This window comes from Pseudomonas sp. ANT_J12, assembly GCF_008370045.1.
Classification (GTDB): domain Bacteria; phylum Pseudomonadota; class Gammaproteobacteria; order Pseudomonadales; family Pseudomonadaceae; genus Aquipseudomonas.
Genome location: NZ_VOBN01000001.1, coordinates 1,088,028 through 1,112,735, shown reverse-complemented (window position 1 = coordinate 1,112,735; position 24,708 = coordinate 1,088,028). Strand labels below are relative to the sequence as shown.

The 24,708-nt window shown below is 59.2% G+C and carries 20 protein-coding genes; 12 read left to right on the top strand and 8 right to left on the bottom strand.

Translation table 11 applies throughout. The features are described from left to right. Positions 1–89: 89 nt before the first annotated feature. The 5 genes from FQ192_RS05380 to FQ192_RS05360 all read right to left on the bottom strand — a co-directional run bounded on the left by FQ192_RS05380 (position 90) and on the right by FQ192_RS05360 (position 7,685). Entirely contained in the window at positions 90–2,900 is a 2,811-nt protein-coding gene (locus FQ192_RS05380) for an FAD-binding and (Fe-S)-binding domain-containing protein (protein ID WP_149657656.1), read from the bottom strand. Continuing rightward, positions 2,897–3,568 carry a lactate utilization protein gene (locus tag FQ192_RS05375; RefSeq protein ID WP_149657655.1) on the bottom strand — a complete coding sequence of 224 codons (672 nt, stop codon included), beginning with the start codon at positions 3,566–3,568 and terminating at the stop codon, positions 2,897–2,899. Before FQ192_RS05375 ends, FQ192_RS05380 begins: the two co-directional genes overlap by 4 nt. Further along, positions 3,568–5,022, bottom strand: a complete 1,455-nt coding sequence (locus FQ192_RS05370) for a LutB/LldF family L-lactate oxidation iron-sulfur protein (protein WP_149657654.1) — start codon at positions 5,020–5,022, stop codon at positions 3,568–3,570. The genes FQ192_RS05375 and FQ192_RS05370 overlap by 1 nt, the downstream gene beginning before the upstream one ends. Next, positions 5,019–5,843 (bottom strand): (Fe-S)-binding protein, encoded by an 825-nt coding sequence (locus FQ192_RS05365; protein ID WP_149657653.1) that lies wholly within the window; start codon positions 5,841–5,843, stop codon positions 5,019–5,021. Before FQ192_RS05365 ends, FQ192_RS05370 begins: the two co-directional genes overlap by 4 nt. 147 nt (positions 5,844–5,990) lie before the next feature. After that, a complete protein-coding gene (locus tag FQ192_RS05360) occupies positions 5,991–7,685 on the bottom strand; it encodes a lactate permease LctP family transporter (RefSeq protein ID WP_149657652.1) in 1,695 nt (564 codons plus the stop codon). 261 nt (positions 7,686–7,946) lie between these two features. Between FQ192_RS05360 and FQ192_RS05355 the strand changes: the two genes are divergently transcribed. Continuing rightward, positions 7,947–8,714, top strand: a complete 768-nt coding sequence (locus tag FQ192_RS05355; RefSeq protein ID WP_149657651.1) for an FCD domain-containing protein — start codon at positions 7,947–7,949, stop codon at positions 8,712–8,714. A gap of 135 nt (positions 8,715–8,849) precedes the next feature. Here FQ192_RS05355 and smpB read toward each other — a convergent pair whose 3' ends face one another. Continuing rightward, complete coding sequence (smpB, locus tag FQ192_RS05345; RefSeq protein WP_008149046.1) at positions 8,850–9,332, bottom strand: SsrA-binding protein SmpB; 483 nt, start codon at positions 9,330–9,332, stop codon at positions 8,850–8,852. 118 nt (positions 9,333–9,450) lie between these two features. Between smpB and FQ192_RS05340 the strand changes: the two genes are divergently transcribed. From FQ192_RS05340 to FQ192_RS05330, 3 genes are read left to right on the top strand one after another with little or no spacing between them, the layout of a single operon-like run. Continuing rightward, entirely contained in the window at positions 9,451–10,854 is a 1,404-nt protein-coding gene (locus tag FQ192_RS05340) for a sodium-dependent transporter (RefSeq protein ID WP_149657650.1), read from the top strand. Between the two features lie 7 nt (positions 10,855–10,861). Beyond that, the gene (locus FQ192_RS05335; RefSeq protein WP_054050071.1) at positions 10,862–11,296 is read left to right on the top strand and encodes a type II toxin-antitoxin system RatA family toxin; all 435 of its coding nucleotides are present in this window, start codon (positions 10,862–10,864) and stop codon (positions 11,294–11,296) included. Further along, positions 11,289–11,603: an RnfH family protein gene (locus FQ192_RS05330; RefSeq protein WP_149657649.1), complete on the top strand. Its 315-nt coding sequence runs from the start codon at positions 11,289–11,291 to the stop codon at positions 11,601–11,603. The genes FQ192_RS05335 and FQ192_RS05330 overlap by 8 nt, the downstream gene beginning before the upstream one ends. Positions 11,604–11,663: 60 nt before the next feature. Here FQ192_RS05330 and FQ192_RS05325 read toward each other — a convergent pair whose 3' ends face one another. Continuing rightward, positions 11,664–12,191, bottom strand: a complete 528-nt coding sequence (locus FQ192_RS05325; protein WP_054050068.1) for an outer membrane protein assembly factor BamE — start codon at positions 12,189–12,191, stop codon at positions 11,664–11,666. Positions 12,192–12,288: 97 nt separating this feature from the next. Between FQ192_RS05325 and fur the strand changes: the two genes are divergently transcribed. Continuing rightward, the gene (fur, locus tag FQ192_RS05320; RefSeq protein ID WP_003197684.1) at positions 12,289–12,693 is read left to right on the top strand and encodes a ferric iron uptake transcriptional regulator; all 405 of its coding nucleotides are present in this window, start codon (positions 12,289–12,291) and stop codon (positions 12,691–12,693) included. 75 nt (positions 12,694–12,768) lie between these two features. Here the strand turns inward: fur and recN are convergent, their stop codons facing one another. Continuing rightward, positions 12,769–14,442, bottom strand: coding sequence for a DNA repair protein RecN (gene recN, locus FQ192_RS05315; protein ID WP_149657648.1), 1,674 nt, complete (start codon positions 14,440–14,442; stop codon positions 12,769–12,771). Positions 14,443–14,683: 241 nt separating this feature from the next. Here recN and grpE point away from each other — a divergent pair, with 241 nt between their 5' ends. The 7 genes from grpE (at position 14,684) to greA (ending at position 24,703) form a co-directional block, all read left to right on the top strand. Next, positions 14,684–15,250 carry a nucleotide exchange factor GrpE gene (gene grpE, locus FQ192_RS05310; RefSeq protein ID WP_149657647.1) on the top strand — a complete coding sequence of 189 codons (567 nt, stop codon included), beginning with the start codon at positions 14,684–14,686 and terminating at the stop codon, positions 15,248–15,250. A gap of 102 nt (positions 15,251–15,352) precedes the next feature. Next, positions 15,353–17,269, top strand: coding sequence for a molecular chaperone DnaK (gene dnaK / locus FQ192_RS05305; protein WP_054050062.1), 1,917 nt, complete (start codon positions 15,353–15,355; stop codon positions 17,267–17,269). A gap of 296 nt (positions 17,270–17,565) precedes the next feature. Beyond that, on the top strand, positions 17,566–18,678 hold the full coding sequence (dnaJ, locus tag FQ192_RS05300) for a molecular chaperone DnaJ (RefSeq protein WP_149657646.1): 1,113 nt from the start codon (positions 17,566–17,568) through the stop codon (positions 18,676–18,678). A 9-nt stretch (positions 18,679–18,687) separates the two neighbouring features. Continuing rightward, entirely contained in the window at positions 18,688–19,494 is an 807-nt protein-coding gene (gene dapB / locus FQ192_RS05295; protein WP_133838474.1) for a 4-hydroxy-tetrahydrodipicolinate reductase, read from the top strand. Positions 19,495–19,753: 259 nt separating this feature from the next. Further along, positions 19,754–20,890, top strand: coding sequence for a glutamine-hydrolyzing carbamoyl-phosphate synthase small subunit (carA, locus tag FQ192_RS05290; protein WP_149657645.1), 1,137 nt, complete (start codon positions 19,754–19,756; stop codon positions 20,888–20,890). A 118-nt stretch (positions 20,891–21,008) separates the two neighbouring features. Then, on the top strand, positions 21,009–24,230 hold the full coding sequence (gene carB / locus FQ192_RS05285; RefSeq protein WP_123516477.1) for a carbamoyl-phosphate synthase large subunit: 3,222 nt from the start codon (positions 21,009–21,011) through the stop codon (positions 24,228–24,230). Further along, positions 24,227–24,703, top strand: coding sequence for a transcription elongation factor GreA (greA, locus tag FQ192_RS05280; RefSeq protein WP_054050053.1), 477 nt, complete (start codon positions 24,227–24,229; stop codon positions 24,701–24,703). The genes carB and greA overlap by 4 nt, the downstream gene beginning before the upstream one ends. Positions 24,704–24,708 lie beyond the last annotated feature (5 nt).

Sequence of the window (24,708 nt, the reverse complement as noted above, 5' to 3'; positions counted from 1 at the left end):
TTTTTGAAAAAGGCTATGAAAAACCGGTTATTCGGAGAAAAGAGCACTAAAAAGGGGCGCATTCGCCCCTTCTGCTTAGTGAAATTGCTTCACGCTGACCTGGCCTGGGTCACCCGATCCACCAGATAGACCAGCCCGTGGTAGTCAATGCCGCCGTGTTGCGTCAGCCCGATCTCACACGTCCGACTGGTGGAAATCCCCTCGCTGCAGTGCTGGACCGCGTCCTTGAGCGAGCGCAGCGAGTGCGCGTTCAGTTCCGGCGTGGTAAAGCCCTTGTCACCGGCAAATCCACAACAATGAATGCCTTCGGGAATGACCACATTGTTGCTGCATTTACGTGCCAGATCGATCAGCGCCTGGCTCTCCCCAAGATGCTGGGTGCTGCACGTGACGTGCACCGCGATGGGCGCATCCTGCGGGGTGAAGTCCAGTCGATCCATCAAATGCGTACGGATGAAGCGCACCGGGTCGTACAGATCCAGGCGCACTTCGCCGAGGTCCTGAACCAGGCGCAAGGTGCAGGGGCTGGTGTCGCAGTAGATCGGATCGAGCCCGCCGCGGCTGGCGTGCAGCAGTGCGCCGATCAGTTCCTGGCGTTTGTGCTCGGCCTGTTCGGCGTAACCTTTGGAGGCAAATGGCTGGCCGCAGCAAAGGTTGTCCTGATTGTCTGGAAAGACCACTTGGTAACCGGCCTTTTCCAGCAGCCCACGGGTTTTGTCGTACAGCGACATCTGCTCTTTATCTCCCGCCGCCGGGCCCATTGCCCGTGAGACGCAAGCCGCCAGGTACACCACCCGCGGGCGTTCGTCCGATACGGTCGGGCTGAAGCGAATGGCTTTTTCCGGTTGCGGCATCGCGTTGGTCCATTGTGGGACCTGGCCTTTGGATAACCGTGTCAATGTCGCCGACAGCTTGGCCAACCGTGGCGCCCCCAACAGCATCCGCGCGCCATTGGCCACGTGCAGGGTGAAGCGCGCACCTTGCAGTGCGGTGGCGAAATTTCCTTCCAGCCAATTGGCGGTTTTCGTGTGCGTCGCCTTACGGCTGCGCAGCTTTTTCACCAGGTCGCCGGTGTTGATTCCTACAGGACAACGTTGCGCACACAACCCGGTCGCGGCGCAGGTGTCGATGCCTTGGTATTCGTAAGCGGCTTCAAGTTCGCGGGTGTCGACACCGGCACGTTTCTTCGCCTGAATGTCACGCCAGATAACGATGCGCTGACGCGGGCTCAGGGTCAGTCCTTTCGACGGGCAGACCGGCTCGCAAAACCCGCACTCGATGCACTTATCCACAATCTCGTCAGCGGCGGGCAGCGGCTTCAGGTGTTTGAGGTGGATTTGCGGGTCGTCGCTGAGCACCACGTCCGGGTTGAGAATGCCGTTGGGGTCGAGCAATCGCTTGAGTTGCCACATCAACTGATAGGCATCGCTGCCCCATTCCAGCTCAACGAAGGGTGCCATGTTACGACCGGTGCCGTGCTCAGCCTTCAGCGAACCACCGAACTCCACGGCCACCAGTTGCGCCACGTCATCCATGAACGCCTGATAGCGTGCGACTTCTTCCGGGTTGTTGAAGCCTTGGGTGAAGACGAAGTGCAGATTGCCTTCCAGGGCGTGTCCGAAAAGGATCGCTTCGTCGTAGTGATGTTTGTCGAACAACTCGATCAAGCGGTTCACGCCGATCGCCAGTTGCTCCACCGGGAAGGTCACGTCTTCGATGATCACCGTGGTGCCGGTTTTGCGTACCGCGCCGACTGCCGGGAAGGTGTCCTTGCGGATCGCCCAGAGCCGGGCGTTTTCCAGCGGGTCTTCGGTGAAGTCGACTTGTTTTTCCACCGGGAACGAAGCCACGGACGCCATGATCTGCGCCAGTTGTTCGCGCAACAACGTGGACGAGGCAGCGCGGGATTCAATCAGCAGGGCGCAGGCATTGTTCGACAGCTGCTGTACGAAAGCGGGCATGCCGGGTTTGTCCTGCACCGAGCGCAGGCTGCGGCGGTCCAGCAACTCCACGGCCGACACCGGTTGGCTTTTCAGCACGGTGACGGCGTTGCAGCAGGTTTCCACGTCCGGGAACACGATCAGCGCCGAGGCTTTGTTCGGGTGGTCGATCACCGTGTCGTAAGTCACCGCGCTGATGAAGCCGAGCGTGCCTTCGGAGCCCACCAGCAAATGGCTCAAGATATCCACAGGCTCGTCGAAATCCACCAGGGCGTTGAGTGACAGGCCGGTGGTATTTTTCAGACGGTATTTGTGGCGGATTCTGGCAGCCAATTCGGAGTTGGCTCGGGTCTCGCGGCCCAACGTCGCCAGACGCTCCAGCAGTTCGGCATGGCTCTGGCGAAACGCCTCGACACTGTCGGCATCTTCGGTATCGAGTCGGCTGCCATCGGCCAGCACCAGACGAATGCCGGCCAGGGTGTGATAGGTATTTTGCGCCGTACCGCAGCACATGCCACTGGCATTGTTGGCGACGATGCCGCCGATCTTGCAGGCGTTGATCGAGGCCGGGTCCGGGCCGATCTTGCGCCCGAACGGCGCCAACCATGCATTGGCCTGGGCGCCGATCACGCCGGGTTGCAGGCGGATTTGCGTGCCTTGGCCACGGATCTCGCGACCGTTCCAGTTATCTCCCAGCACGATCAATACCGAATCGCTGATGGCCTGCCCGGACAGGCTGGTGCCCGCCGCGCGAAAGGTCACCGGGACCTGATCCCGTTGCGCCAGTTTCAGCAGCGCGACCACTTCGTCTTCGGACTCGACACGAATCACCAGTTGCGGAATCAGCCGATAGAAACTGGCGTCGGTGCCGAATGCCAGCGTCGATAGCGGGTCGTCGAAACGTCGGTCCTGGGGTATCAGTTGCTGCGCATCACGCAGGAAAGTCGAGGGTAACGTCATTGATCCTCCAGGATCAGCACCACCAGGTCTTTCGGACCGTGGGCGCCGTAAGCCAGGACTTGCTCGATGTCGGCAGTCTTCGACGGACCAGACACCAGTAAGGCGTTGGTCGGCATGCCCTGGGCCCATTCGAATTCCTGCTGCACTTGATAGAAGTTGTCGCGGATTTCACTGGCCTTGAGCAGGGCGAAATGCACCGGCGGCACCAAGCTCATCAAACGCGGTTCTTCCCGCGTCGGCCAAAGAATCAGGCTACCCGTCGCGGCGATTGCGCCGAGTGTAGTCGTGAGGCTGGCCGGGGTGTCGTTAAACAGTTCGGCTTTCCAGTCTTCTATCGGGCGGTCGTAGGATTTGAGCGTCGGCAGGCCGGGATTGTTCGACCAGTGTTGAGTGACACGTTGCCCATGCGCTGTCGTCGGCGCGATCAACAGGCTCGGCAACTGACGATCTCGCAACAGTTGGGCTAACAACTCAGGCCAATCTTCGCCCGAGGTCAGATGGATTTCGGTGTGCACCGCTTCCATCAGTTTGCGCAATTGCGGGATGCGTTGTTCGGGCGTGTAGGTGTAAGGGGCGGTCAGCAGTTCGACGTCGAACTCGTCAGGCACCGGCGTCGTTCCGGTCAGACTTTTCCGCAATTTGCCGAGGATATTTTGCTTGGCGCTCATCAACGATCTCCCTGTTTGGCCAAGTGCTCGCGGGCCAGGTCATGCAGCGAGCGGGCAGCGGGTTTTGGTGCGCTGTGGTTTTGCGTCCACGGGCCGACATTGCTCGGTGCAAGCGCGCGCAGGCGCGTGGCGAAGAAGCCGAACAAACGATAGAGCGTCGGCGAGCTGTTGAGTCGCGCCCAGGCGTTCCAGATAAAGCGTTCCTTGCGTGAATATTTGCTGCCCTGGCCGCGCATGACTTGATGCGGGCTGTCCGGGGCCTTGACGTTTTCTTCCCGCAGGCGCCGCAGCAGTGCCGGAATCGGAATTTTTACCGGGCAGACTTCACCGCAGGCGCCGCACAACGACGATGCACTCGGGTGATCCGGGACTTTCGCCAGGCCAACCATGTGCGGGGTGATGATTTTTCCGATAGGCCCAGGGTAAACCTCCCCATAGGCGTGGCCGCCGATTCGGGTGTAGACCGGGCAATGATTCATACAGGCGCCGCAGCGGATGCAGTTCAGGGTCTGGCGCAATTCGCTGTCGGCGAAGGCCTGGCTGCGACCGTTGTCGAGCAATACCAGGTGCACTTCTTGCGGGCCGTCAAGTTCATGCGCCTTGCGCGGGCCGGAGATCATGTTGACGTAGGTGGTGATGGGTTGGCCGAGGGCCGAACGAGTCAGCAGCGATAGCAGCGGGACGACGTCGCGCAGGTTTTCAACGACTTTTTCGATGCCGGTGACGGCTATGTGCACCGGCGGGACCGTGGTGGTCATGCGGCCGTTGCCTTCGTTTTCCACCAGCAGCAGGGTGCCGGTTTCCGCCACGGCGAAGTTGACACCGGAGACGCCGATGTCTGCTTCGAAGAATTTCTGTCGCAAGACTTTGCGACCGATCTGAATGAGTTGGTCAACGTCCTTGGTGTATTCCACGCCAAGTTTGTCGTGGAACAAGGACGCGACCTGACCGGCGTTCTTGTGGATCGCCGGCATAATGATGTGTGAAGGCTTCTCGTGGTCGAGCTGGACGATGTACTCGCCCATGTCCGATTCCAGGCATTCAATGCCTTGATCAGCGAGGAAATGATTCATCTCCATCTCTTCGCTGACCATCGATTTGCCCTTGATCACTTGCCGCCCCTCGTGAGCGCGGATGATCGATAAGACGATGCCGTTGGCCTCGTCCACCGTTTCCGCCCAGTGCACTGTCACACCGTTGCGGATCAGGTTTTGTTCAAGCAGCTCGAGCAGGTCGGGCAACTTGGATAACGCACGGGCGCGGACAGCATTGCCCAGCACTCGCAAATGTTCTCTTTCATGGGCATCGCTGAAAGACGCGGCCCGTTTTGTCATCAGTGAATCCATCGCGCTGCGAAAGTTATTTCGCAGTTGCGTGTCAGCCAAAGCCTCATGAGCCCGGCCGCGAAAATCTTCTTCCACGGCAACCGTAGGAATAATCGCGGAAGCGTTCATCGAACACCCCCGGTGCGTTGCCAAAGGAAACTGGCCAGATGTTGGCCGCGCAACGCTTCCTTTTGTTTCTCCAGAGAGCCGTTGATGTTCATCAGGCAACCGCAATCGGCACTGAGTACCTGATGCGCGCCGGATTCCTTCAGCGACCGGGTCTTGTCCGCCACCATAGCGCCGGAAATGTCTGGCATACGGACGCTGAAAGTCCCGCCAAAGCCACAGCATTCACTTTCGTGGCTGTGATCGACCCGTTCCACGTTGCCCAGTTGCGCCAGCAACTCGCGACCGTGCAGGTGAGTGTTCATCTCCCGGCGGGCTGAACACGAGGTGTGCAGCGCCACTTTTACCGGCGTGCCGCGGTCCTTGAGCTGCACCTTGCAGACAAACAGCAAGAACTCCGCCAATTCATAAGTCCGGGCTGCAAGCGCCTGAACCTGTTTCAACGTGTCCGGCTCGTCCTTGAACAAGTCGGCATAGTGCTCGCGCAACATGCCCGCGCAAGAACCCGACGGCACCACCACCGGGTAATCCCCGGCAAACAGCGCCAGTTGCGAGCGCGCCACGGTCCGGGCCTGTTCGGTGTAACCCGAGGTGTAGGCCGGTTGCCCGCAGCAGCTTTGCCCTTGCGGATACTCGACACGAATGCCTTCGCGTTCCAGCAGGTGAATCGCGTCCATCCCGGCTTCGGGGTAGAACAAATCCACCACGCAGGTCCCGAACAGGTACACCCGTGACGGTTTTTCGCCAGGGTATTGCCGAGGCTTGGGCAGTGGCGGGGCGACGCGGGTCGCGTTTGGCACCGCGTTGTAAAAAAGCTCGCTCATCAGGCGTGTCTCCGGGTGGTCCCGGTTATCCGTCTGAGGCTGCTGAATATAGAGAGAGAAGCTTTCAGCAGCCTTACAGACCGGGTTGTGAATAGCTGACGCCGGAATCGTGGTCCGGCGTCGGTTTTTTCCGAGTTGCTTGTAGGCTTAGTGCACCAGCATGCCGGTGAGCCAATAGGCCTGGACGTAGGTGATCACGCCCACGATTGTTGCGAAGAACAGGCTGTGCTTGAGGGTGAAGCGGAACAGGTCCGACTCCTTGCCCACCAGCCCGGTCGCGGCGCAGGCCACGGCAATGGATTGTGGCGAAATCATCTTGCCGGTCACGCCGCCGCTGGTGTTCGCCGCCACCAGCAACACATCGCTGACGCCGATCTGGTGTGCGGTGGTGGCTTGCAACGAACTGAACAGCGCATTGGACGAAGTATCGGAACCGGTCAGGAACACGCCCAGCCAACCGAGGAACGGCGAGAAGAACGGGAATGCCGCGCCGGTTGCGGCCAGGACCAGGGCCATGGTCGACGACATGCCCGAGTAGTTGGTAACGAAGGCAAACGCCAACACCATGCCGATGGACAGAATCGGCCAGCGCAGTTCGTAGAAGGTCTCTTTCAAAGTGGTAAGACCAATTTTGAAATTGATCTTCAGCACCAGCATCGAGATCAGCGCCGAAAAGAAAATCGCCGTGCCGGTCGCGGAAATCGGGTCAAGTTTGAATACGGCTGGAAGGGCGGTCGGAGCCGTCACGATCGGCGCGACCTTGATCACCATTTGGTCCAGGTGCGGGATGGCGAAGTTGAACACCCAGCTGTACATCGAACCGCCCGCGGCAAACATGGCCTTGAACGGTTTCAGGGTCCAGATCGTGACCAGCACGGTGAGGATCAGGAACGGCGACCAGGCCTTGAGAATTTCCAGCAGGCTGTAGGGCGAAGCCACGGTGGTGCGCTTCTGGCCGAATCCTCCGACGCTGGCGGTGACCACGGACGCCGAGACGGCGCCGGCGACGTGTTGGCCGGCGGCGCGTTTCGGCTGCCAGACTTTCAGGAACAGGGTCAGCGACACCAGGCTGACCAGCGCCGAGGTGATGTCCGGCAGCTCCGGGCCGATGAAGTTCGACGTGAAGTATTGGGTCACGGCAAAGCTCAAACCCGCCACCAGTGCGGCCGGCCAGGTTTCGCGAACGCCGCGCAGGCCATCCATCATGAACACCAGCCAGAACGGCACGAACAGCGACAGCAGCGGCAGTTGGCGACCGGCCATGGCGCCGATCTTGAACGCGTCGATGCCGGTGACTTGTCCGGCGACGATGATCGGAATCCCCAGGGCGCCGAACGCGACGGGCGCGGTGTTGGCAATCAGGCACAGGCCGGCGGCGTACAGCGGGTTGAAACCCAGTCCTACCAGCAGCGCGGCGGTAATCGCTACCGGCGCACCGAAACCGGCGGCACCTTCCAGGAACGCGCCGAAGCAGAAGCCGATCAGCAGAACCTGCAAGCGCTGGTCGTCGGTGATCGACAGCACTGAGCTGCGGATCACTTCGAACTGCCCGCTCTTGACCGTCAGTTTGTAGAGGAACACCGCCGCGACGATGATCCAGGCAATCGGCCACAAGCCGTAGGCGAAGCCATACCCGGCGGCGGCGAAGGCCATATCGACCGGCATCTGGAAGGCGAAGATCGCCACCGCAATCGATAACGCCAGGGTGATGCTGCCGGCCACATGGCCTTTGAGGCGAAACACGGCCAAGGCCAGGAAGAAAAAGACGATGGGGATGACGGCCGCGAGCGCGGACACGCCGAGACTGCCGAGCGGGCTGTAGAGCTGTTGCCAGGTTTGCATATGGGGTGGCCCCTAATTGTTGTTGGTCAGGCACTGTCAGCGTTCTTGGTTAATTGGTAATACCAATTTACAATCGCTGTTGGCTAGGGTAAAAGCCTTGAAGGCGGTGTGTCAATTTGTCGCCCTAAAACTTTTGTCGAATAAGCGGTGCAGAACGCATCTGAGCTGTTCGCTCAGGCGTCGTCTGGTAGGTGCTGCCGCAGCGCCGATAGGCCAGAATAGAGAGCCCGGCGAGCTGCCGGGATCGTGGAGAATTGAGTTATGGGGTTTGATCAGATTCGTCAGCGCCGTTTGTCTGACGATATTGTCGAGCGGCTCGAGGGGATGATTCTCGAGGGCACGCTGAAGTCCGGTGAGCGCTTGCCGGCCGAACGCGCGTTGGCCGAGCAGTTCGGCGTATCACGCCCTTCGTTGCGCGAAGCGATTCAGAAACTGGCGGCCAAGGGCTTGCTGGTCAGTCGCCAGGGCGGTGGCAATTATGTGGTGGATTCCCTGGGCTCGACGTTCAGCGATCCGCTGCTGCATCTGCTGGAAAGCAATCCCGAGGCCCAGCGCGACCTGCTGGAGTTTCGTCATACGCTGGAAGCGTCCTGCGCTTATTACGCGGCGTTGCGTGCTACGGATGTTGATCGCGAACGGCTGACGGCGGCGTTCGACGAATTGCAGGATTGCTACACCCGTCACGATGAGGTGAGCCGGATAGAAGAGGGCGCGGCGGATGCAAAATTCCACCTGGCCATCGCCGAAGCCAGCCACAACGCCGTGTTGTTGCACACCATTCGCGGGCTGTTCGACCTGCTCAAGCGCAACGTGGTGACCAACATTGGCGGCATGTACAAACAACGTACCGAGACGCGGGACATGCTGATCAGTCAGCATCGCGAGTTGTACCTGGCGATTATCGAAGGGCGGGCGGAGCAGGCGCGGGAAGTCTCCAGTCGTCACATTTTGTATGTGCAGGAAGTGCTGGAAGAAGTGCGTCAGGAAGTGCAGCGCATGGCTCGGGCGGAGCGGCGCAAGGGGATGTGATTTGGTCGATGGGTTTCAATGTGGCGAGGGAGCTTGCTCCCGCTGGGGTGCGAAGCTGCCCTCGCTTGGGCGACGGCTTCGCAGCCGAACGGGAGCAAGCTCCCTCGCCACAGGAGCCGGGATCAGGCCAGAAGACTAATCTTCCTTGCCCTTGTTCCGCACCGCGCGCTGCAACTCGCGACCGGCGTCGCGTTCGCGCTCGGTATCACGCTTGTCGTATTCCTTCTTGCCCTTGCCCAGAGCGATCTCGCACTTGACCATGTGCTTGCTCCAGTACCAGGACAGGCATACGCAGGCGTAACCTTTTTGCTGCACGGCCGTGGCGAGCTTTTCCAGCTCGCGGCGGTTGAGCAGCAATTTGCGGGTGCGGGTCGGATCTGCGATGACGTGGGTGCTGGCCGTCATCAGCGGCGTAATGTGGCTGCCGAGCAGCCAGGCTTCGCCATCCTTGAGCAGGACATAACTGTCAACCAGTTGCAGCTTGCTTGCCCGCAGACTTTTTACTTCCCAGCCGGCCAGGACCAGACCAGCCTCGAACTTATGCTCGATGAAGTAATCGTGTCGCGCCTTTTTATTTTGCGCGATGGTCCCTGTTGGGTGTTTCTTCTGTTTAGCCATAGGGGCGGCATTATAGGGAGTTGCACGCAAGTCGGCTACGGTATCGCTACGTGCTTGAGCAGGTTGATTGAATCCCGGACAATGCGGCCTCTTTTTTGAACGCTTGGGCGTGATAACGATGTCGACAGACAAGGTTTCTGTCCACGGCAGTTGGGCTAGCCGCTGGGTCTTCATACTCGCCGCGACCGGTTCGGCCGTGGGCCTGGGTAGCATCTGGAAATTCCCGTACATGGTCGGCGTCTATGGCGGCGGTGCGTTCGTGCTCATGTTTCTGGCCTGCATCGCGTTGATCGGTGTGCCGGTCATGCTGGCCGAAACCCTGATTGGCCGCCGCGCCCGGCAAAGTCCGGCCAACGCCTTGAAGGTATTGGCGCTGGAGGCGGGGCATTCCGGGAGATGGTCCTGGGGCGCGTTCGCGGGGATGATCACGGCGTTGCTGATCCTGTCTTTCTATAGTGTGGTCGGCGGCTGGTCGCTGGATTACATCATCGACATGGGCCGTGGCGACTTTCAGGGCGTGACGGCGGATCAGGTTGGCGCGTATTTCGGCAATGTGATCGCCGATCCATGGCGCCTGACACTTTGGCACACGATTTTCATGCTGCTGTCCGCCGTGGTGATCGCCAAAGGCGTGGTCGCCGGGCTTGAGCGCAGCCTGCGCATCATGATGCCGCTGCTGTTCGTGATGGTGATTGTGCTGCTGGGTTACAGCATGACCACCGGCCACTTCATGGAAGGCGTGCATTTCATGTTCGACTTCCACCCGGAAAAAGTCCTCGACGGCTTGCTGCCCGCCATGGGGCACGCGTTCTTCTCCCTGAGCGTGGGCGTTGGTTCGATCATGATCTACGGCGCTTATATGCCGAAGAACTCGTCGATTTCCGGCACAGTGGTTGGCGTGGCGCTGCTCGATACCTTTGTATCGCTGGTGGCCGGTCTGGCATTGTTTCCGATTGTGTTCGCAGCGGGCCTGAACCCGAGCGAAGGTCCTGGCTTGATGTTCGTCAGCCTGCCATTTGCCTTTGGTAACGTAGCGTTCGGTCAGTTGATGGGCGTAGTGTTCTTCGTGCTGGTGGCGGTTGCGGCCTGGAGTTCGGCGATTTCATTGCTCGAACCGATGGTGGCGTATCTGGTTGAGCGCACCAAAATCAGCCGTGCCTGGGTGACTTTCTGGCTGGCATTCATCTGCTGGTTCGTCGGTCTGGGCACGGTGTTTTCCTTCAATATCTGGAAGGAAGCCAAATTTTTCGTGAACGAAGGCGGGATGTTCCATCTCTACCAATGGGGAGCTGCTGGCGGTCTGGACTTCTTTGGTGTGATCGATTTCTTCACCTCACGGATCATGTTGCCACTCGGTGGTTTGTGTTTCGTGGTGTTTGCAGGCTGGATCATGGGGCGTGACGCGGTGCGCGACGAGTTGTCGATCCGCAGCCCGGTTCTGTTTGCCCTGTCTTTGTTCTTGATGCGCTATGTGGCGCCCATCGGCATTCTCGTAGTGTTTGCCGCCCAGCTGTGGAAGTGACGCTGACATGACGACACATATTCAACGTTCGGCCCTGTTGCCGTACCCGGCGCAAGCCCTCTATGACCTGGTCAACGACGTGGCGCGTTATCCGGAATTCCTGCCGTGGTGCTCCGCGGCGGAGGTTCTGGAGAGCTCCCCTGAACACATGCGTGCCAGTGTCGGCGTGGCCAAGGGTGGGCTGAGCCAGCATTTCGTGACGCGCAACACCCTGGTGCCCGGGCATTCGATCGAGATGAACCTCGAGGAAGGCCCGTTTAACCAGTTGCATGGCGTCTGGGTGTTCAAGCCTTTGGGTGAGAAGGCCTGCAAAATAAGCCTGGACCTGTCGTTCGACTACGCCGGGCCAATCGTGCGGGCGACGCTGGGGCCGCTATTCAATCAGGCCGCCAATACGCTGGTGGACGCGTTCTGTCAGCGCGCCAAGCAGATGCATGGTTGAGTCGGTGCTCGAGGTTGAAGTGGTGTATGCCGCCGTCGATCGCCAGGTGTTGCTGAGCGTGACGGTGCCGGCGGGTGCGACGGTTCGGGATGCGTTACGCAAATCCGGCGTAGGTGCCGAGTTTCCTGAACTGGACTTGGCCAGTTGTCCGGTCGGGATCTTCGGCAAGGCGATTGCGGATCCTGACGCTCGCGTGGTTCTGGCGGGCGAGCGCATCGAGATTTACCGCCCGTTGCTCGCCGATCCAAAAGAAGTTCGCCGCTTGCGCGCTGCCAAGGCCGCCGAGGCCAAAGCGCGAAATCAGTGATCCACTAATCGCCTGACAATAAAAAACCCGGACATGCCGGGTTTTTTATTGCGTCGCAAATTATTGCGGCGTGGTGTCCAGCGGTTCCGGACTTGGGACGGGAACGGTTTCTACGCCGTCGACGTCCTTCTGGATCTGGTCCAGCAGCGAACCTGGCTTCACCGGTTTTTCCGGTTTTGGCTTCTCGGTGTTTTCTGCAGGAGCGGTCACGGTAGTGCCGGGTTCCTTGCCGAGAATGGCTTCGTCGCGGCTCACGCCAGGCATGAAGTCGCCTGACAGGCTGACAAGCTGGTCATTAGGGTTGAAGATAACGCTTATGCGTTCCTGTTGGCGTTCACCACCACCCGGTTGCAGGCTATACAGGTAATCCCAGCGATCGGCATGGAACGTGTCGGTCAGCAGAGGGTTGCCCATGATAAACCGTACTTGCCGACGGGTCATTCCCGGGCGTAACTGGTCTATCATGTCCTGCGTGACGACATTGCCCTGCTGGATGTCGATTTTGTAAACCCCGGGGAATGAACAACCGGCGAGTGCGAGCAGTCCCACGAAGGTGAAACTGGTTAGCAAGAGCTTGGTGTTTTGCATCGGTGGGCGACTTCCACTATCTTGGCTGGGACAACGTAAACGCCGATCATACCCGCATTAAGAGAAGCTGCGAAGCAGCATCGCGAGAAAGCTGACCATGGTTGAAAATAGCGAACTACGAAAAGCCGGCCTCAAAGTGACCCTGCCACGGGTCAAAATTCTGCAAATGCTCGATTCCGCCGAGCAACGCCACATGAGTGCCGAGGATGTCTACAAGGCCCTGATGGAGGCTGGTGAGGACGTCGGTCTGGCCACGGTTTACCGTGTACTGACTCAGTTCGAGGCAGCTGGCCTTGTGGTGCGACACAACTTCGACGGCGGTCACGCGGTCTTCGAACTGGACGACGGCAAGCATCACGACCATATGGTCAACGTCGAAACCAGTGAAGTGATCGAATTCTTCGACGAAGAAATCGAGCGTCTTCAGAAGGCGATCGTCGATAAGTACGGTTTCGAGATGGTGGATCACAATCTCGTGCTGTACGTACGCAAGAAAAAGTAAGTATGTCGCGCGAACAGGATGTTCGCGAAACGAGCGAAGGCGACCCCAGGGTCGCCTTCGTGCTTTCTGCCGCGCTTAAATTTTCGCGGTGATGACCATTTTCTTCGCGTGAGCCAGGGATTCCTTCGTGAGATCGATGCCCCCGAGCATACGCGCGACTTCTTCGACACGATGGGTTTTGCTCAACTTGGACACCGCCGTGTGGGTGGCATCTTCGCCGCGCACTTTGTGCACGAATAAATGCTGGTGACCTTGCGCCGCCACTTGCGGCAGGTGAGTGACCGTTAATACCTGCCCGCGCTCCCCGAGTCGTCTCAGCAACTGGCCGACGATCTCGGCAGTCGGCCCGCCGATGCCCACGTCCACTTCGTCGAACACCAGAGTTGGAACCCGGGAGGTCTGTGCGGTGATGACCTGGATCGCAAGGCTGATTCGGGACAGTTCGCCGCCCGACGCCACTTTCGCCAAGGCTTTCATCGGTTGTCCGGGGTTGGCGCTGACCAACAGTTCTACCTGTTCAAGTCCATTGGGCAGCAATTCGTTGCTGGTATTGGGGCGCAACTCGATGGTGAAGCGCCCGCCGGGCATGCCCAGACGCTGGATTTCCTGTTCCACCGCGCTGGCCAGACTGCCTGAGGCTTGATGGCGCAGGTCGCTCAGGTCGCGCGCCTTCGCTTGATAATGACGGGCATAGGACGCCAGTTCATCGCTCAGGCGTTCGATGGATTCGTCGTTGGCATTGAGAGTTTCGATTTCATCCAGCAGCTTTTGCTGCATCTCGGCGACTTCGGTTGGCTGGATGCGGTGTTTGCGCGCCAGGGTGTAGATCGCGTCGAGACGTTCTTCCAGGTATTGCAGGCGTGCCGGGTCGGCGTCGAAGTTATCGAGGAAGCGGTTCAGTTCGCCGACGGCTTCTTCAACCTGGATCTGCGCACTGGTCAGCAGGCTGCTGGCCTCCCCCAGGGCGCTGATCGAGTTGTTCACGCTCGACAGCCGGTTGAGGCTGGCGGTCAGTGCGTTGAGTACATTGCCGGAATCACTTTCGCTGCATTGCTCGACCACTTGTCGGCAGATGCCTAGCAGCGTTTCCGCATTGGTCAGGTTCTTGTGTTCCTGTTCCAGTTGCTCCAGTTCGTTTTCGCCGAGGCCGAGGTTTTCCAGCTCTTCAAGTTGATAGCTCAGCAATTGGTGGCGAGCACGCTGCTCGTCGCCGGAGTTGGAGAGGCGTTCCAGCTCCTGACGAGTCTGGCGCCAGCGCTGGGCCGCCAGCTGAACCTGGCGGGCAAGGTCCGTGGCGCCGGCGTACTCGTCGAGCAAGCGGCGGTGGGTATCGGTCTTGAGCAGGGATTGGTGTTCGTGCTGGCTGTGGATATCGATCAGCAATTCGCCCAGAGCCTTGAGATCGCCAAGCGGGCAGGGCGTGCCGTTGATATAGCCGCGTGAACGGCCTTCAGCGGTGATCACCCGGCGCAGGATGCACGGGCCGTCGCTTTCCAGGTCGCGTTCGGCCAGCCAGGCACTGGCTTCCGGGATATCGATCAGGTCAAAGGTCGCCAGGATATCGGCCTTGTCGGCGCCGGGGCGAACCACGCCGCTGTCGGCGCGATCGCCCAGGGTCAGGCCCAGGGCATCGAGCATGATCGACTTGCCGGCGCCGGTTTCCCCTGTGATCACGCTCATCCCGCGATCGAGTTCGAGATCGAGATGTTCAACGATGGCGTAGTTGTGTACGGACAGGTGCACCAGCATAAAGGCCGCTCCCAGGCTTTAGGTCTGGTTATTTATACAGTGTTTTATTTGTGGCTGACAATGCCCTCTCTTAGCTCGTTTTGCTTGATCCGACGAAATCGTTAGCGCATCAGGGAATGACAATGCAGTGCTTTTTGTAGGGTTAATCACCGCAAACCCCTTGAAGCTGAATTTTGCGACCCCATATAGCTGGGCAGAAGCGCGAGTTGAGCTCGCGGACGTTATTGAAAGGAGAAATTCTATGGCTGACGAACAGACAGTGGATACGCAAAATCTCGACGCCGATCAGGCCGCCCAGGTTTCGGGTGATGAACTGGCGGCGCGTGTACAAGTGCTCGAAGAGCAACTGGCGGGTGCTCATGATCAGGCTTTGCGTGTAGCGGCTGATCTGCAGAACGTCCGCCGTCGCGCCGAGCAGGATGTCGAAAAGGCTCACAAATTCGCGCTGGAAAAATTCGCCGGCGACTTGCTGCCGATCATCGACAGCCTGGAGCGTGGCCTAGAGTTGTCCAATCCGGATGACGAAAGCATCCGCCCAATGCGCGAAGGCATCGAGCTGACCCTGAAAATGTTCCAGGACACCCTGAAGCGTTATCAGTTGGAAGCAATCGATCCGCATGGCGAACCGTTCAACGCCGTTCATCATCAGGCAATGGCCATGCAAGAAAGCGCCGATGTTGAGCCGAACAGCGTGCTCAAGGTGTTTCAGAAGGGCTATCAGCTTAACGGTCGTTTGCTGCGCCCGGCCATGGTTGTGGTCAGCAAGGCACCTGCGCCGGTTTCGCCTTCGATTGATGAGCAGGCTTGAAATCAGCCGCAAGGCCCCCATTTATAAGTCAAGCGTTTAAGTGCTACCGCAGTTAGCCACCACTGCTGCGGCAACCAAATCCAAAGTTTCGGGAGAGTTAACATGGGCAAAATTATCGGTATCGACCTGGGGACCACCAACTCCTGCGTCTCCGTGCTGGAAAACGGCGTAGCCAAAGTCATTGAAAACGCTGAAGGCGCGCGTACCACGCCGTCGATCATCGCTTACGCCAACGATGGTGAGATCCTCGTTGGTCAATCGGCCAAGCGTCAGGCTGTGACCAATCCGCACAACACCCTGTACGCGGTGAAGCGTCTGATCGGTCGTAAGTTCGACGAAGAAGTCGTACAGAAAGACATCAAGATGGTCCCGTACAAAATCGCCAAGGCTGACAACGGCGACGCATGGGTTGAAGTGAACGGCCAGAAAATGTCGCCGCCACAGATCTCGGCTGAAATCCTGAAGAAAATGAAGAAGACCGCCGAAGACTACCTCGGCGAGCCAGTGACCGAAGCGGTGATCACCGTTCCGGCCTACTTCAACGACAGCCAGCGTCAGGCCACCAAAGACGCCGGCCGCATCGCGGGCCTGGACGTTAAACGTATCATCAACGAACCAACCGCAGCCGCTCTGGCTTACGGTATGGACAAGGCGAAGGGCGATCACACCGTGATCGTTTACGACTTGGGCGGCGGTACTTTCGACGTTTCCGTAATCGAAATCGCTGAAGTCGATGGCGAGCATCAGTTCGAAGTGTTGGCCACCAACGGTGACACGTTCCTGGGTGGTGAAGACTTTGACATCCGTCTGATCGACTACCTCGTCGACGAATTCAAGAAAGAAAGCGGCATGAACCTCAAAGGTGACCCGCTGGCCATGCAGCGCCTGAAAGAAGCCGCTGAAAAAGCCAAGATCGAACTGTCTTCGAGCAATTCGACCGACGTGAACCTGCCGTACATCACTGCAGACGCCACCGGTCCTAAGCACTTGAACGTGAAAATCTCCCGCGCCAAGCTTGAAGCGCTGGTGGAAGACCTGGTTCAACGCACCATCGAACCTTGCCGCATCGCTCTGAAAGACTCCGGTATCGACGTTGGCGCAATCAACGACGTGATCCTGGTCGGCGGTCAGACCCGTATGCCACTGGTTCAGAAGCTGGTGACCGAGTTCTTCGGTAAAGAAGCGCGTAAAGACGTGAACCCGGACGAAGCCGTTGCCATGGGTGCTGCTATCCAGGGCGCGGTATTGGCCGGCGACGTGAAAGACGTTCTGCTGTTGGACGTCAGCCCACTGACCCTGGGTATCGAAACCATGGGCGGCGTGATGACCGCGCTGATCGAGAAAAACACCACGATTCCTACCAAGAAATCGCAAGTGTTCTCGACTGCCGACGACAACCAGGGCGCTGTGACTATTCACGTGCTGCAAGGTGAGCGTAAGCAAGCGGCTCAGAACAAGTCCCTGGGCAAGTTCGACCTGGCCGAGATTCCACCAGCACCACGTGGCGTGCCACAAATTGAAGTGACCTTCGACATCGACGCCAACGGCATCCTGCACGTAGGCGCCAAAGACAAGGCCACCGGCAAGACTCAGTCGATCGTGATCAAGGCTAACTCGGGTCTGTCCGAGGAAGAAATTCAGCAGATGATTCGTGATGCTGAAGCCAACGTCGACGCTGATCGTCAGTTCGAAGAGCTGGCCGCTGCCCGTAACCAGGGCGATGCACTGGTTCACTCGACGCGCAAAATGGTCGCTGACGCTGGCGACAAAGTAAGCGCTGAAGAGAAGACTGCAATCGAAGCAGCCGTTGTTGCCCTGGAAGCCGCCGTCAAAGGCGACGACAAGGCTGCAATCGACGCCAAGGTTGAAGAACTGTCGAAAGTCTCCGCGCCAGTGGCTCAGAAAATGTACGCCGAACAGGCCCAGCCTGCTGAAGGCGCTGCACCGCAAGGCGAATCGGCTGAGAAGGCTGACGACGTCGTCGACGCTGAGTTCGAAGAAGTCAAAGACCACAAGTAAGTTGTTGGTCGGCCGGTTGACTGCCTTTGGGCGGTGACTGGTAGGATGTCGCCGCGCGGGAGCTTGCTCCCGCGTTGGCGTGTCTGGAGTTAGCGATTTTTTACAGCATGCGACAACGCTCGGGTGCTGGCGGTATGGCCGGGAATGCTCCTGCTTTTCGCGCCGAAAGTACCGCAATGAACAAAGACCAGGATCGTTGAATTGACGTGAGTTGGGTCCGGGCCTGTATTGGGGCTCAACGAGTTTGGCGAAGCTCAGGAGGGGTTTGCCGAACGTCCTTAAGAGTGCAAAGACTTATGGCAAAGCGTGACTATTACGAAGTATTGGGTGTTGAGCGCGGCTCAAGCGAAGCAGACCTGAAAAAGGCCTACCGTCGCCTGGCGATGAAGCATCACCCGGACCGTAATCCCGATGACAAAGCATCGGAAGACATGTTCAAGGAGGCCAACGAGGCCTACGAAGTGCTGTCCGATTCCAGCAAGCGCGCGGCTTACGACCAGTACGGTCATGCCGGTGTCGACCCGAGCATGGGTGGCGGCGGTGCCGGTTTTGGCGGTCAGAACTTCTCCGATATCTTTGGCGATGTCTTCAGTGACTTCTTCGGTGGTTCTCGTGGCGGCGCTCAGCGCGGCAGCGACCTGCGTTACACCCTGGAGCTGAACCTGGAAGAAGCGGTGCGTGGCACGACCGTGAATATCCGCGTTCCGACACTGGTCAACTGCAAGCCTTGCGACGGTTCGGGGGCCAAGAAAGGCTCCTCGCCGATCACCTGCCCGACGTGCGGCGGTATCGGTCAGGTCCGTATGCAACAAGGCTTCTTCTCGGTGCAGCAGACTTGCCCGCGCTGCCATGGCCAGGGCAAGATCATTTCCGATCCGTGCGACTCCTGCCACGGCGAAGGTCGCGTCGAAGAGTACAAAACCCTTTCCGTCAAAGTGCCGGCCGGTGTTGATACCGGTGACCGCATTCGCCTGTCTGGCGAAGGCGAGGCGGGCGCCCAGGGTGGCCCAACTGGCGACCTGTACGTGGTGATCAACGTGCGCGAGCACGCGATCTTCCAGCGCGACGGCAAGCATCTGTTCTGCGAAGTGCCGATCAGTTTCGTCGACGCGGCATTGGGCGGCGAGCTGGAGATTCCGACCCTCGATGGTCGGGTCAAACTGAAAATCCCGGAAGGGACCCAGACCGGCAAACAGTTCCGTGTTCGCGGCAAAGGCGTTGCGCCGGTGCGTGGCGGCGGTGCGGGTGACTTGATGTGTCGCGTGGCGGTGGAAACCCCGGTCAACCTGGGTCGTCGTCAGCGTGAATTGCTCGAAGAGTTCCGCAGCTCCCTGGCGGACGACAACAGCCATTCGCCGAAAACCACCGGTTGGTTCGAAGGCGTGAAGCGCTTCTTCGGCGATTTGTAAGGAGTGAGCATGCGACGTATTGCGGTGATGGGCGCTGCCGGGCGCATGGGCAAAATCCTGGTCGAAGCGGTGCAGCAACGCGCACCGTTGACCGGTCTGACGGCGGCCATCGTGCGCCCTGGCAGCACGCTGATTGGCGTGGATGCCGGGGAGCTGGCTTCTTTGGGGCGTATTGGTGTGCCGTTGTCCGGGCATGTAGAAGCGGTGGCTGAAGAGTTCGATGTGTTGATCGACTTCACGTTGCCGGAAGTCATGCTGAAAAACCTGGCGTTCTGCCGCAAGGCGGGCAAAGCCATGGTGATTGGTACGACCGGGCTGGACGCGGCGCAGAAGCAGCTGCTGGCCGAGGCGGGCAAGGATATTCCGATCGTGTTCGCGGCTAACTTCAGTGTGGGTGTGAACCTGTCATTGAAGCTGCTCGACATGGCGGCTCGTGTGCTGGGCGATGAGGCGGATATCGAAATCATCGAAGCGCATCATCGGCACAAGATCGATGCACCTTCCGGCACGGCGCTGCGCATGGGTGAAGTCATCGCCAGCGCGCTGGATCGTGATCTGCAGAAGGTTGCGGTTTATGGTCGTGAAGGCCATACCGGCGCTCGCGAGCGCGAAACCATCGGCTTTGCCACGGTTCGCGGTGGTGATGTGGTGGGGGATCATACGGTGCTGTTCGCCTGCGAGGGTGAGCGCCTTGAGATCACGCACAAGGCATCAAGCCGCATGACCTTCGCCAAGGGTGCGGTGCGTGCTGCATTGTGGCTGGATGGGCGTGAGCCTGGCCTCTACGACATGCAAGACGTACTCGACCTGCGTTAAGATGCGCCCGAAATCGGGTTCAAACCTTGCGTTTGAGCCCGGTTTTACACTGCCAAGCGACGTCCTGTCGCATTCCCCGGCCTTTAAGGCTCATTGGCGGTAGACCAAAAAAGCCTTTTTCTGTAAGCTACAGCTTTAGTGTGTCCACTAAAAGCGCGCAGAATTATTCGGTGAAGAAGCGGGGTGACGTGTCCATACGTCACTCCGCTTTTTTACAACCTGCGATCGCCCTTTCAGGCTTTATTTACGGGAGGTCTTCTTGACTAAGCCAGCCATACTCGCCCTTGCTGATGGCAGCATTTTTCGCGGCGAAGCCATTGGAGCCGACGGTCAGACCGTTGGAGAGGTGGTGTTCAACACCGCCATGACCGGCTATCAGGAAATCCTTACCGATCCTTCCTACGCCCAACAGATCGTTACCCTGACTTACCCGCACATCGGCAACACCGGTACTACACCGGAAGACGCCGAGTCCGACCGCGTCTGGTCCGCTGGTCTAGTCATCCGTGACTTGCCACTGGTTGCGAGCAACTGGCGTAACACGATGTCCTTGTCCGATTACCTGAAAGCCAACAACGTTGTGGCTATCGCTGGTATCGACACCCGCCGCCTGACACGCATCCTGCGTGAGAAAGGCGCGCAGAATGGCTGCATCATGGCCGGCGACAACATCTCCGAAGAAGCCGCCATCGCCGCTGCCCAGGGCTTCCCTGGCCTCAAGGGCATGGACCTGGCGAAAGTCGTCAGCACCAAAGAGAAGTACGAGTGGCGCTCGACTGTCTGGGACTTGAAAACCGACAGCCACGCGACCATCGACGCCTCCGAGCTGCCTTACCACGTGGTGGCCTACGACTACGGCGTCAAGCTGAACATCCTGCGCATGCTGGTCGCGCGCGGTTGCCGCGTGACCGTGGTGCCAGCCCAGACTCCTGCTGTTGACGTTCTGGCGCTGAAGCCGGACGGCGTGTTCCTGTCCAACGGCCCTGGTGACCCGGAGCCTTGCGACTACGCAATCCAGGCGATCAAGGACGTGCTCGAAACCGAGATTCCGGTGTTCGGCATCTGCCTCGGTCACCAACTGCTGGCCCTGGCCTCCGGCGCCAAGACCCTGAAAATGGGCCACGGCCACCATGGCGCCAACCACCCGGTCCAGGACCTGGACACCGGCGTTGTGATGATCACCAGCCAGAACCACGGTTTTGCGGTAGACGATGCGACCCTGCCAGCCAACGTCCGGGCGATCCACAAATCGCTGTTCGACGGCACCCTGCAAGGCATCGAGCGTACCGACAAGAGCGCCTTCAGCTTCCAGGGTCACCCTGAAGCCAGCCCTGGCCCGAACGACGTAGCGCCTCTGTTTGATCGCTTCATCAACGAAATGGCCAAGCGACGCTAATCGCTGGCACTGATGCAGCAAAGCTTGAGGGAGGTCCTGACACCAGCGACCCCCTCAAGGCTTAACAGATTGAACAAGACGGCTTGCCGACTGACCTGCGGATTTGAGTGACAAACCCATGCCAAAACGTACAGACATAAAAAGCATCCTGATTCTCGGCGCTGGCCCGATCGTTATCGGCCAGGCTTGCGAATTCGACTACTCCGGCGCCCAGGCCTGCAAAGCCCTGCGCGAGGAGGGTTACCGCGTCATCCTGGTGAACTCCAACCCAGCGACCATCATGACCGACCCGGACATGGCCGACGCCACGTATATCGAGCCGATCAAGTGGCAGACCGTTGCCAAGATCATCGAGAAAGAGCGTCCGGACGCGCTGCTGCCGACCATGGGTGGCCAGACTGCCCTGAACTGCGCACTGGACCTGGAGCGCGAAGGCGTTCTGGAGAAGTTCGGCGTAGAGATGATCGGCGCCAACGCTGACACCATCGACAAGGCTGAAGATCGCTCGCGCTTCGACAAGGCGATGAAATCCATCGGCCTGGACTGCCCGCGCTCGGGTATCGCCCACAGCATGGAAGAGGCCAACGCAGTGCTCGAGAAGCTTGGCTTCCCGTGCATCATCCGTCCGTCCTTCACCATGGGCGGCACCGGCGGCGGCATCGCTTACAACCGCGAAGAGTTCGAAGAAATCTGCGCCCGTGGCCTGGACCTGTCGCCGACCAAAGAGCTGCTGATCGACGAATCCCTGATCGGCTGGAAAGAGTACGAGATGGAGGTTGTCCGCGATAAGAAGGACAACTGCATCATCGTCTGCTCCATCGAAAACTTCGACCCGATGGGCGTGCACACCGGTGACTCGATCACTGTTGCGCCAGCACAGACCCTGACGGACAAGGAATACCAGATCATGCGTAACGCCTCGTTGGCGGTACTGCGTGAAATCGGCGTGGAAACCGGCGGTTCCAACGTCCAGTTCGGCATTTGCCCGGACACTGGCCGTATGGTCGTGATCGAGATGAACCCGCGTGTATCCCGCTCTTCGGCGCTGGCCTCGAAAGCCACTGGTTTCCCGATCGCGCGTATCGCTGCCAAGCTGGCGATCGGCTACACCCTGGACGAGTTGCAGAACGAAATCACCGGCGGCGCTACGCCTGCGTCCTTCGAGCCGTCGATCGACTACGTCGTCACCAAGCTGCCGCGCTTCGCCTTCGAAAAATTCCCGAAAGCCGACGCACGCCTGACCACTCAAATGAAGTCGGTCGGTGAGGTCATGGCCATCGGCCGGACTTTCCAGGAATCCCTGCAGAAAGCCCTTCGCGGTCTGGAAGTGGGCGTTTGCGGCCTGGACGAGAAGCTCGACCTGAGCAACCCGGAAAGCATGAGCGTGCTCAAGCGCGAACTGACCGTGCCAGGCGCCGAGCGTATCTGGTACGTGGCTGACGCCTTCCGCGCCGGCCTGTCGGTCGAAGACATCTTCGGCATGAACATGATCGATCCATGGTTCCTGGTGCAGATCGAAGATCTGATCAAGGAAGAAGAGAAGGTCAAGACCCTGGGGCTGGCCAGCATCGACCGCGACATGATGTTCAAGCTCAAGCGCAAGGGCTTCTCCGACATGCGTCTGGCCAAGCTGCTGGGTGTGACCGAGAAAAACCTGCGTCGCCATCGTCACAAGCTTGAAGTGTTCCCGGTCTACAAGCGCGTTGACACCTGCGCGGCCGAGTTCGCCACCGACACTGCCTACATGTACTCGACCTACGAGGAAGAGTGCGAAGCCGCGCCGACGGGCCGCGACAAGATCATGATCCTCGGCGGCGGTCCTAACCGTATCGGCCAAGGCATCGAGTTCGACTACTGCTGCGTACACGCGGCACTGGCCCTGCGCGCCGACGGTTACGAGACCATCATGGTCAACTGCAACCCGGAAACCGTATCCACTGATTACGACACCTCCGATCGCCTGTACTTCGAGCCAGTGACCCTGGAAGACGTGCTGGAAATCTGCCGCGTCGAGAAGCCAAAAGGCGTGATCGTCCAGTACGGCGGCCAGACCCCGCTAAAACTGGCGCGAGCCCTTGAAGAAGCCGGCGTACCGATCATCGGCACCAGCCCTGACGCCATCGATCGCGCCGAAGACCGCGAGCGCTTCCAGCAAATGGTTGAGCGCCTGAACCTGCGTCAGCCGCCAAACGCCACCGTGCGCAGCGAAGACGAAGCGATTCGTGCCGCTGCCAAGATCGGTTACCCGCTGGTGGTTCGTCCGTCCTACGTACTGGGCGGCCGCGCGATGGAAATCGTCTACGAAGAAGAAGAGCTCAAGCGCTACCTGCGTGACGCGGTGAAAGTGTCCAACGACAGCCCGGTGCTGCTCGACCACTTCCTCAATTGCGCCATCGAAATGGACGTGGATGCAGTTTGCGACGGCACCGATGTGGTGATCGGCGCGATCATGCAACACATCGAACAGGCGGGTGTTCACTCCGGTGACTCTGCGTGCTCCCTGCCACCGTACTCGCTGCCTGGCCACATCCAGGACGAGATGCGCGAACAGGTCAAGAAAATGGCTCTGGAGTTGGGCGTTGTCGGCCTGATGAACGTGCAATTGGCGCTGCAAGGCGAAGACATCTACGTCATCGAAGTCAACCCGCGCGCTTCTCGTACCGTACCGTTCGTGTCCAAGTGCATCGGTGTTTCCCTGGCCATGATCGCGGCTCGCGTGATGGCTGGTAAAACCTTGAAAGAAATTGGCTTCACCAAGGAAATCATTCCGAACTTCTACAGCGTGAAAGAGGCGGTGTTCCCATTCGCCAAATTCCCTGGTGTGGACCCGATCCTGGGCCCAGAGATGAAGTCCACCGGTGAGGTGATGGGCGTGGGCGACACCTTCGGCGAAGCGTTCGCCAAAGCCCAGATGGGTGCCAGCGAAGTGCTGCCGACCGGCGGTACCGCGTTCATCAGCGTGCGTGACGACGACAAGCCACTGGTTGCAGGCGTGGCGCGTGATCTGATCAACTTGGGTTTCGAAGTGGTTGCCACTGCCGGCACTGCCAAGCTGATCGAAGCCGCAGGCCTGAAAGTGCGTCGTGTGAACAAGGTGACCGAAGGTCGTCCGCACGTGGTCGACATGATCAAGAATGACGAAGTCACCCTGATCATCAACACCACTGAAGGTCGTCAGTCGATCGCTGATTCCTACTCCATTCGTCGTAATGCCTTGCAGCACAAGATCTACTGCACCACCACCATTGCTGCTGGCGAAGCTATCTGCGAAGCGTTGAAGTTCGGTCCCGAGAAGACCGTGCGCCGCTTGCAGGACCTACACGCAGGATTGAAGGCATGATCAAATACCCAATGACCGTCCAGGGCGCCAAAGCCCTGGAAGAAGAACACGCTCACCTGACCAAGGTCGTCCGTCCGAAGCTCAGCCAGGACATCGGCACCGCTCGCGAGTTGGGCGACCTGAAGGAAAACGCCGAATACCACGCTGCTCGCGAGCAGCAGGGTATGGTTGAGGCGCGGATCCGTGACATCGAAGGCCGCATGCAGAACGCGGTGATCATCGATGTCACGACCATTCCTCACACCGGTAAAGTGATTTTCGGCACCACCGTTGAAATCGCCAACGTCGAGACCGACGAAACCGTTACTTACCACATCGTGGGTGAGGACGAGGCTGACTTCAAACTGGGCAAGATCTCGGTGGGTTCGCCTCTGGCTCGCGCCTTGATCGCCAAGGAAGAGGGTGACGTGGTTGCCGTGAAAACGCCGAGCGGCGTTATCGAGTACGAGATTGTCGAAGTCCGCCACATCTGAAAGAA

Excerpts from the sequence above, each read along its gene's own strand:
- FQ192_RS05380 (WP_149657656.1), bottom strand. The coding sequence starts at position 2,900 with ATGACGTTACCCTCGACTTTCCTGCGTGATGCGCAGCAACTGATACCC.
- FQ192_RS05375 (WP_149657655.1), bottom strand. The coding sequence starts at position 3,568 with ATGAGCGCCAAGCAAAATATCCTCGGCAAATTGCGGAAAAGTCTGACC.
- FQ192_RS05370 (WP_149657654.1), bottom strand. The coding sequence starts at position 5,022 with ATGAACGCTTCCGCGATTATTCCTACGGTTGCCGTGGAAGAAGATTTT.
- FQ192_RS05365 (WP_149657653.1), bottom strand. The coding sequence starts at position 5,843 with ATGAGCGAGCTTTTTTACAACGCGGTGCCAAACGCGACCCGCGTCGCC.
- FQ192_RS05360 (WP_149657652.1), bottom strand. The coding sequence starts at position 7,685 with ATGCAAACCTGGCAACAGCTCTACAGCCCGCTCGGCAGTCTCGGCGTG.
- FQ192_RS05355 (WP_149657651.1), top strand. The coding sequence starts at position 7,947 with ATGGGGTTTGATCAGATTCGTCAGCGCCGTTTGTCTGACGATATTGTC.
- smpB (WP_008149046.1), bottom strand. The coding sequence starts at position 9,332 with ATGGCTAAACAGAAGAAACACCCAACAGGGACCATCGCGCAAAATAAA.
- FQ192_RS05340 (WP_149657650.1), top strand. The coding sequence starts at position 9,451 with ATGTCGACAGACAAGGTTTCTGTCCACGGCAGTTGGGCTAGCCGCTGG.
- FQ192_RS05335 (WP_054050071.1), top strand. The coding sequence starts at position 10,862 with ATGACGACACATATTCAACGTTCGGCCCTGTTGCCGTACCCGGCGCAA.
- FQ192_RS05330 (WP_149657649.1), top strand. The coding sequence starts at position 11,289 with ATGGTTGAGTCGGTGCTCGAGGTTGAAGTGGTGTATGCCGCCGTCGAT.
- FQ192_RS05325 (WP_054050068.1), bottom strand. The coding sequence starts at position 12,191 with ATGCAAAACACCAAGCTCTTGCTAACCAGTTTCACCTTCGTGGGACTG.
- fur (WP_003197684.1), top strand. The coding sequence starts at position 12,289 with ATGGTTGAAAATAGCGAACTACGAAAAGCCGGCCTCAAAGTGACCCTG.
- recN (WP_149657648.1), bottom strand. The coding sequence starts at position 14,442 with ATGCTGGTGCACCTGTCCGTACACAACTACGCCATCGTTGAACATCTC.
- grpE (WP_149657647.1), top strand. The coding sequence starts at position 14,684 with ATGGCTGACGAACAGACAGTGGATACGCAAAATCTCGACGCCGATCAG.
- dnaK (WP_054050062.1), top strand. The coding sequence starts at position 15,353 with ATGGGCAAAATTATCGGTATCGACCTGGGGACCACCAACTCCTGCGTC.
- dnaJ (WP_149657646.1), top strand. The coding sequence starts at position 17,566 with ATGGCAAAGCGTGACTATTACGAAGTATTGGGTGTTGAGCGCGGCTCA.
- dapB (WP_133838474.1), top strand. The coding sequence starts at position 18,688 with ATGCGACGTATTGCGGTGATGGGCGCTGCCGGGCGCATGGGCAAAATC.
- carB (WP_123516477.1), top strand. The coding sequence starts at position 21,009 with ATGCCAAAACGTACAGACATAAAAAGCATCCTGATTCTCGGCGCTGGC.
- greA (WP_054050053.1), top strand. The coding sequence starts at position 24,227 with ATGATCAAATACCCAATGACCGTCCAGGGCGCCAAAGCCCTGGAAGAA.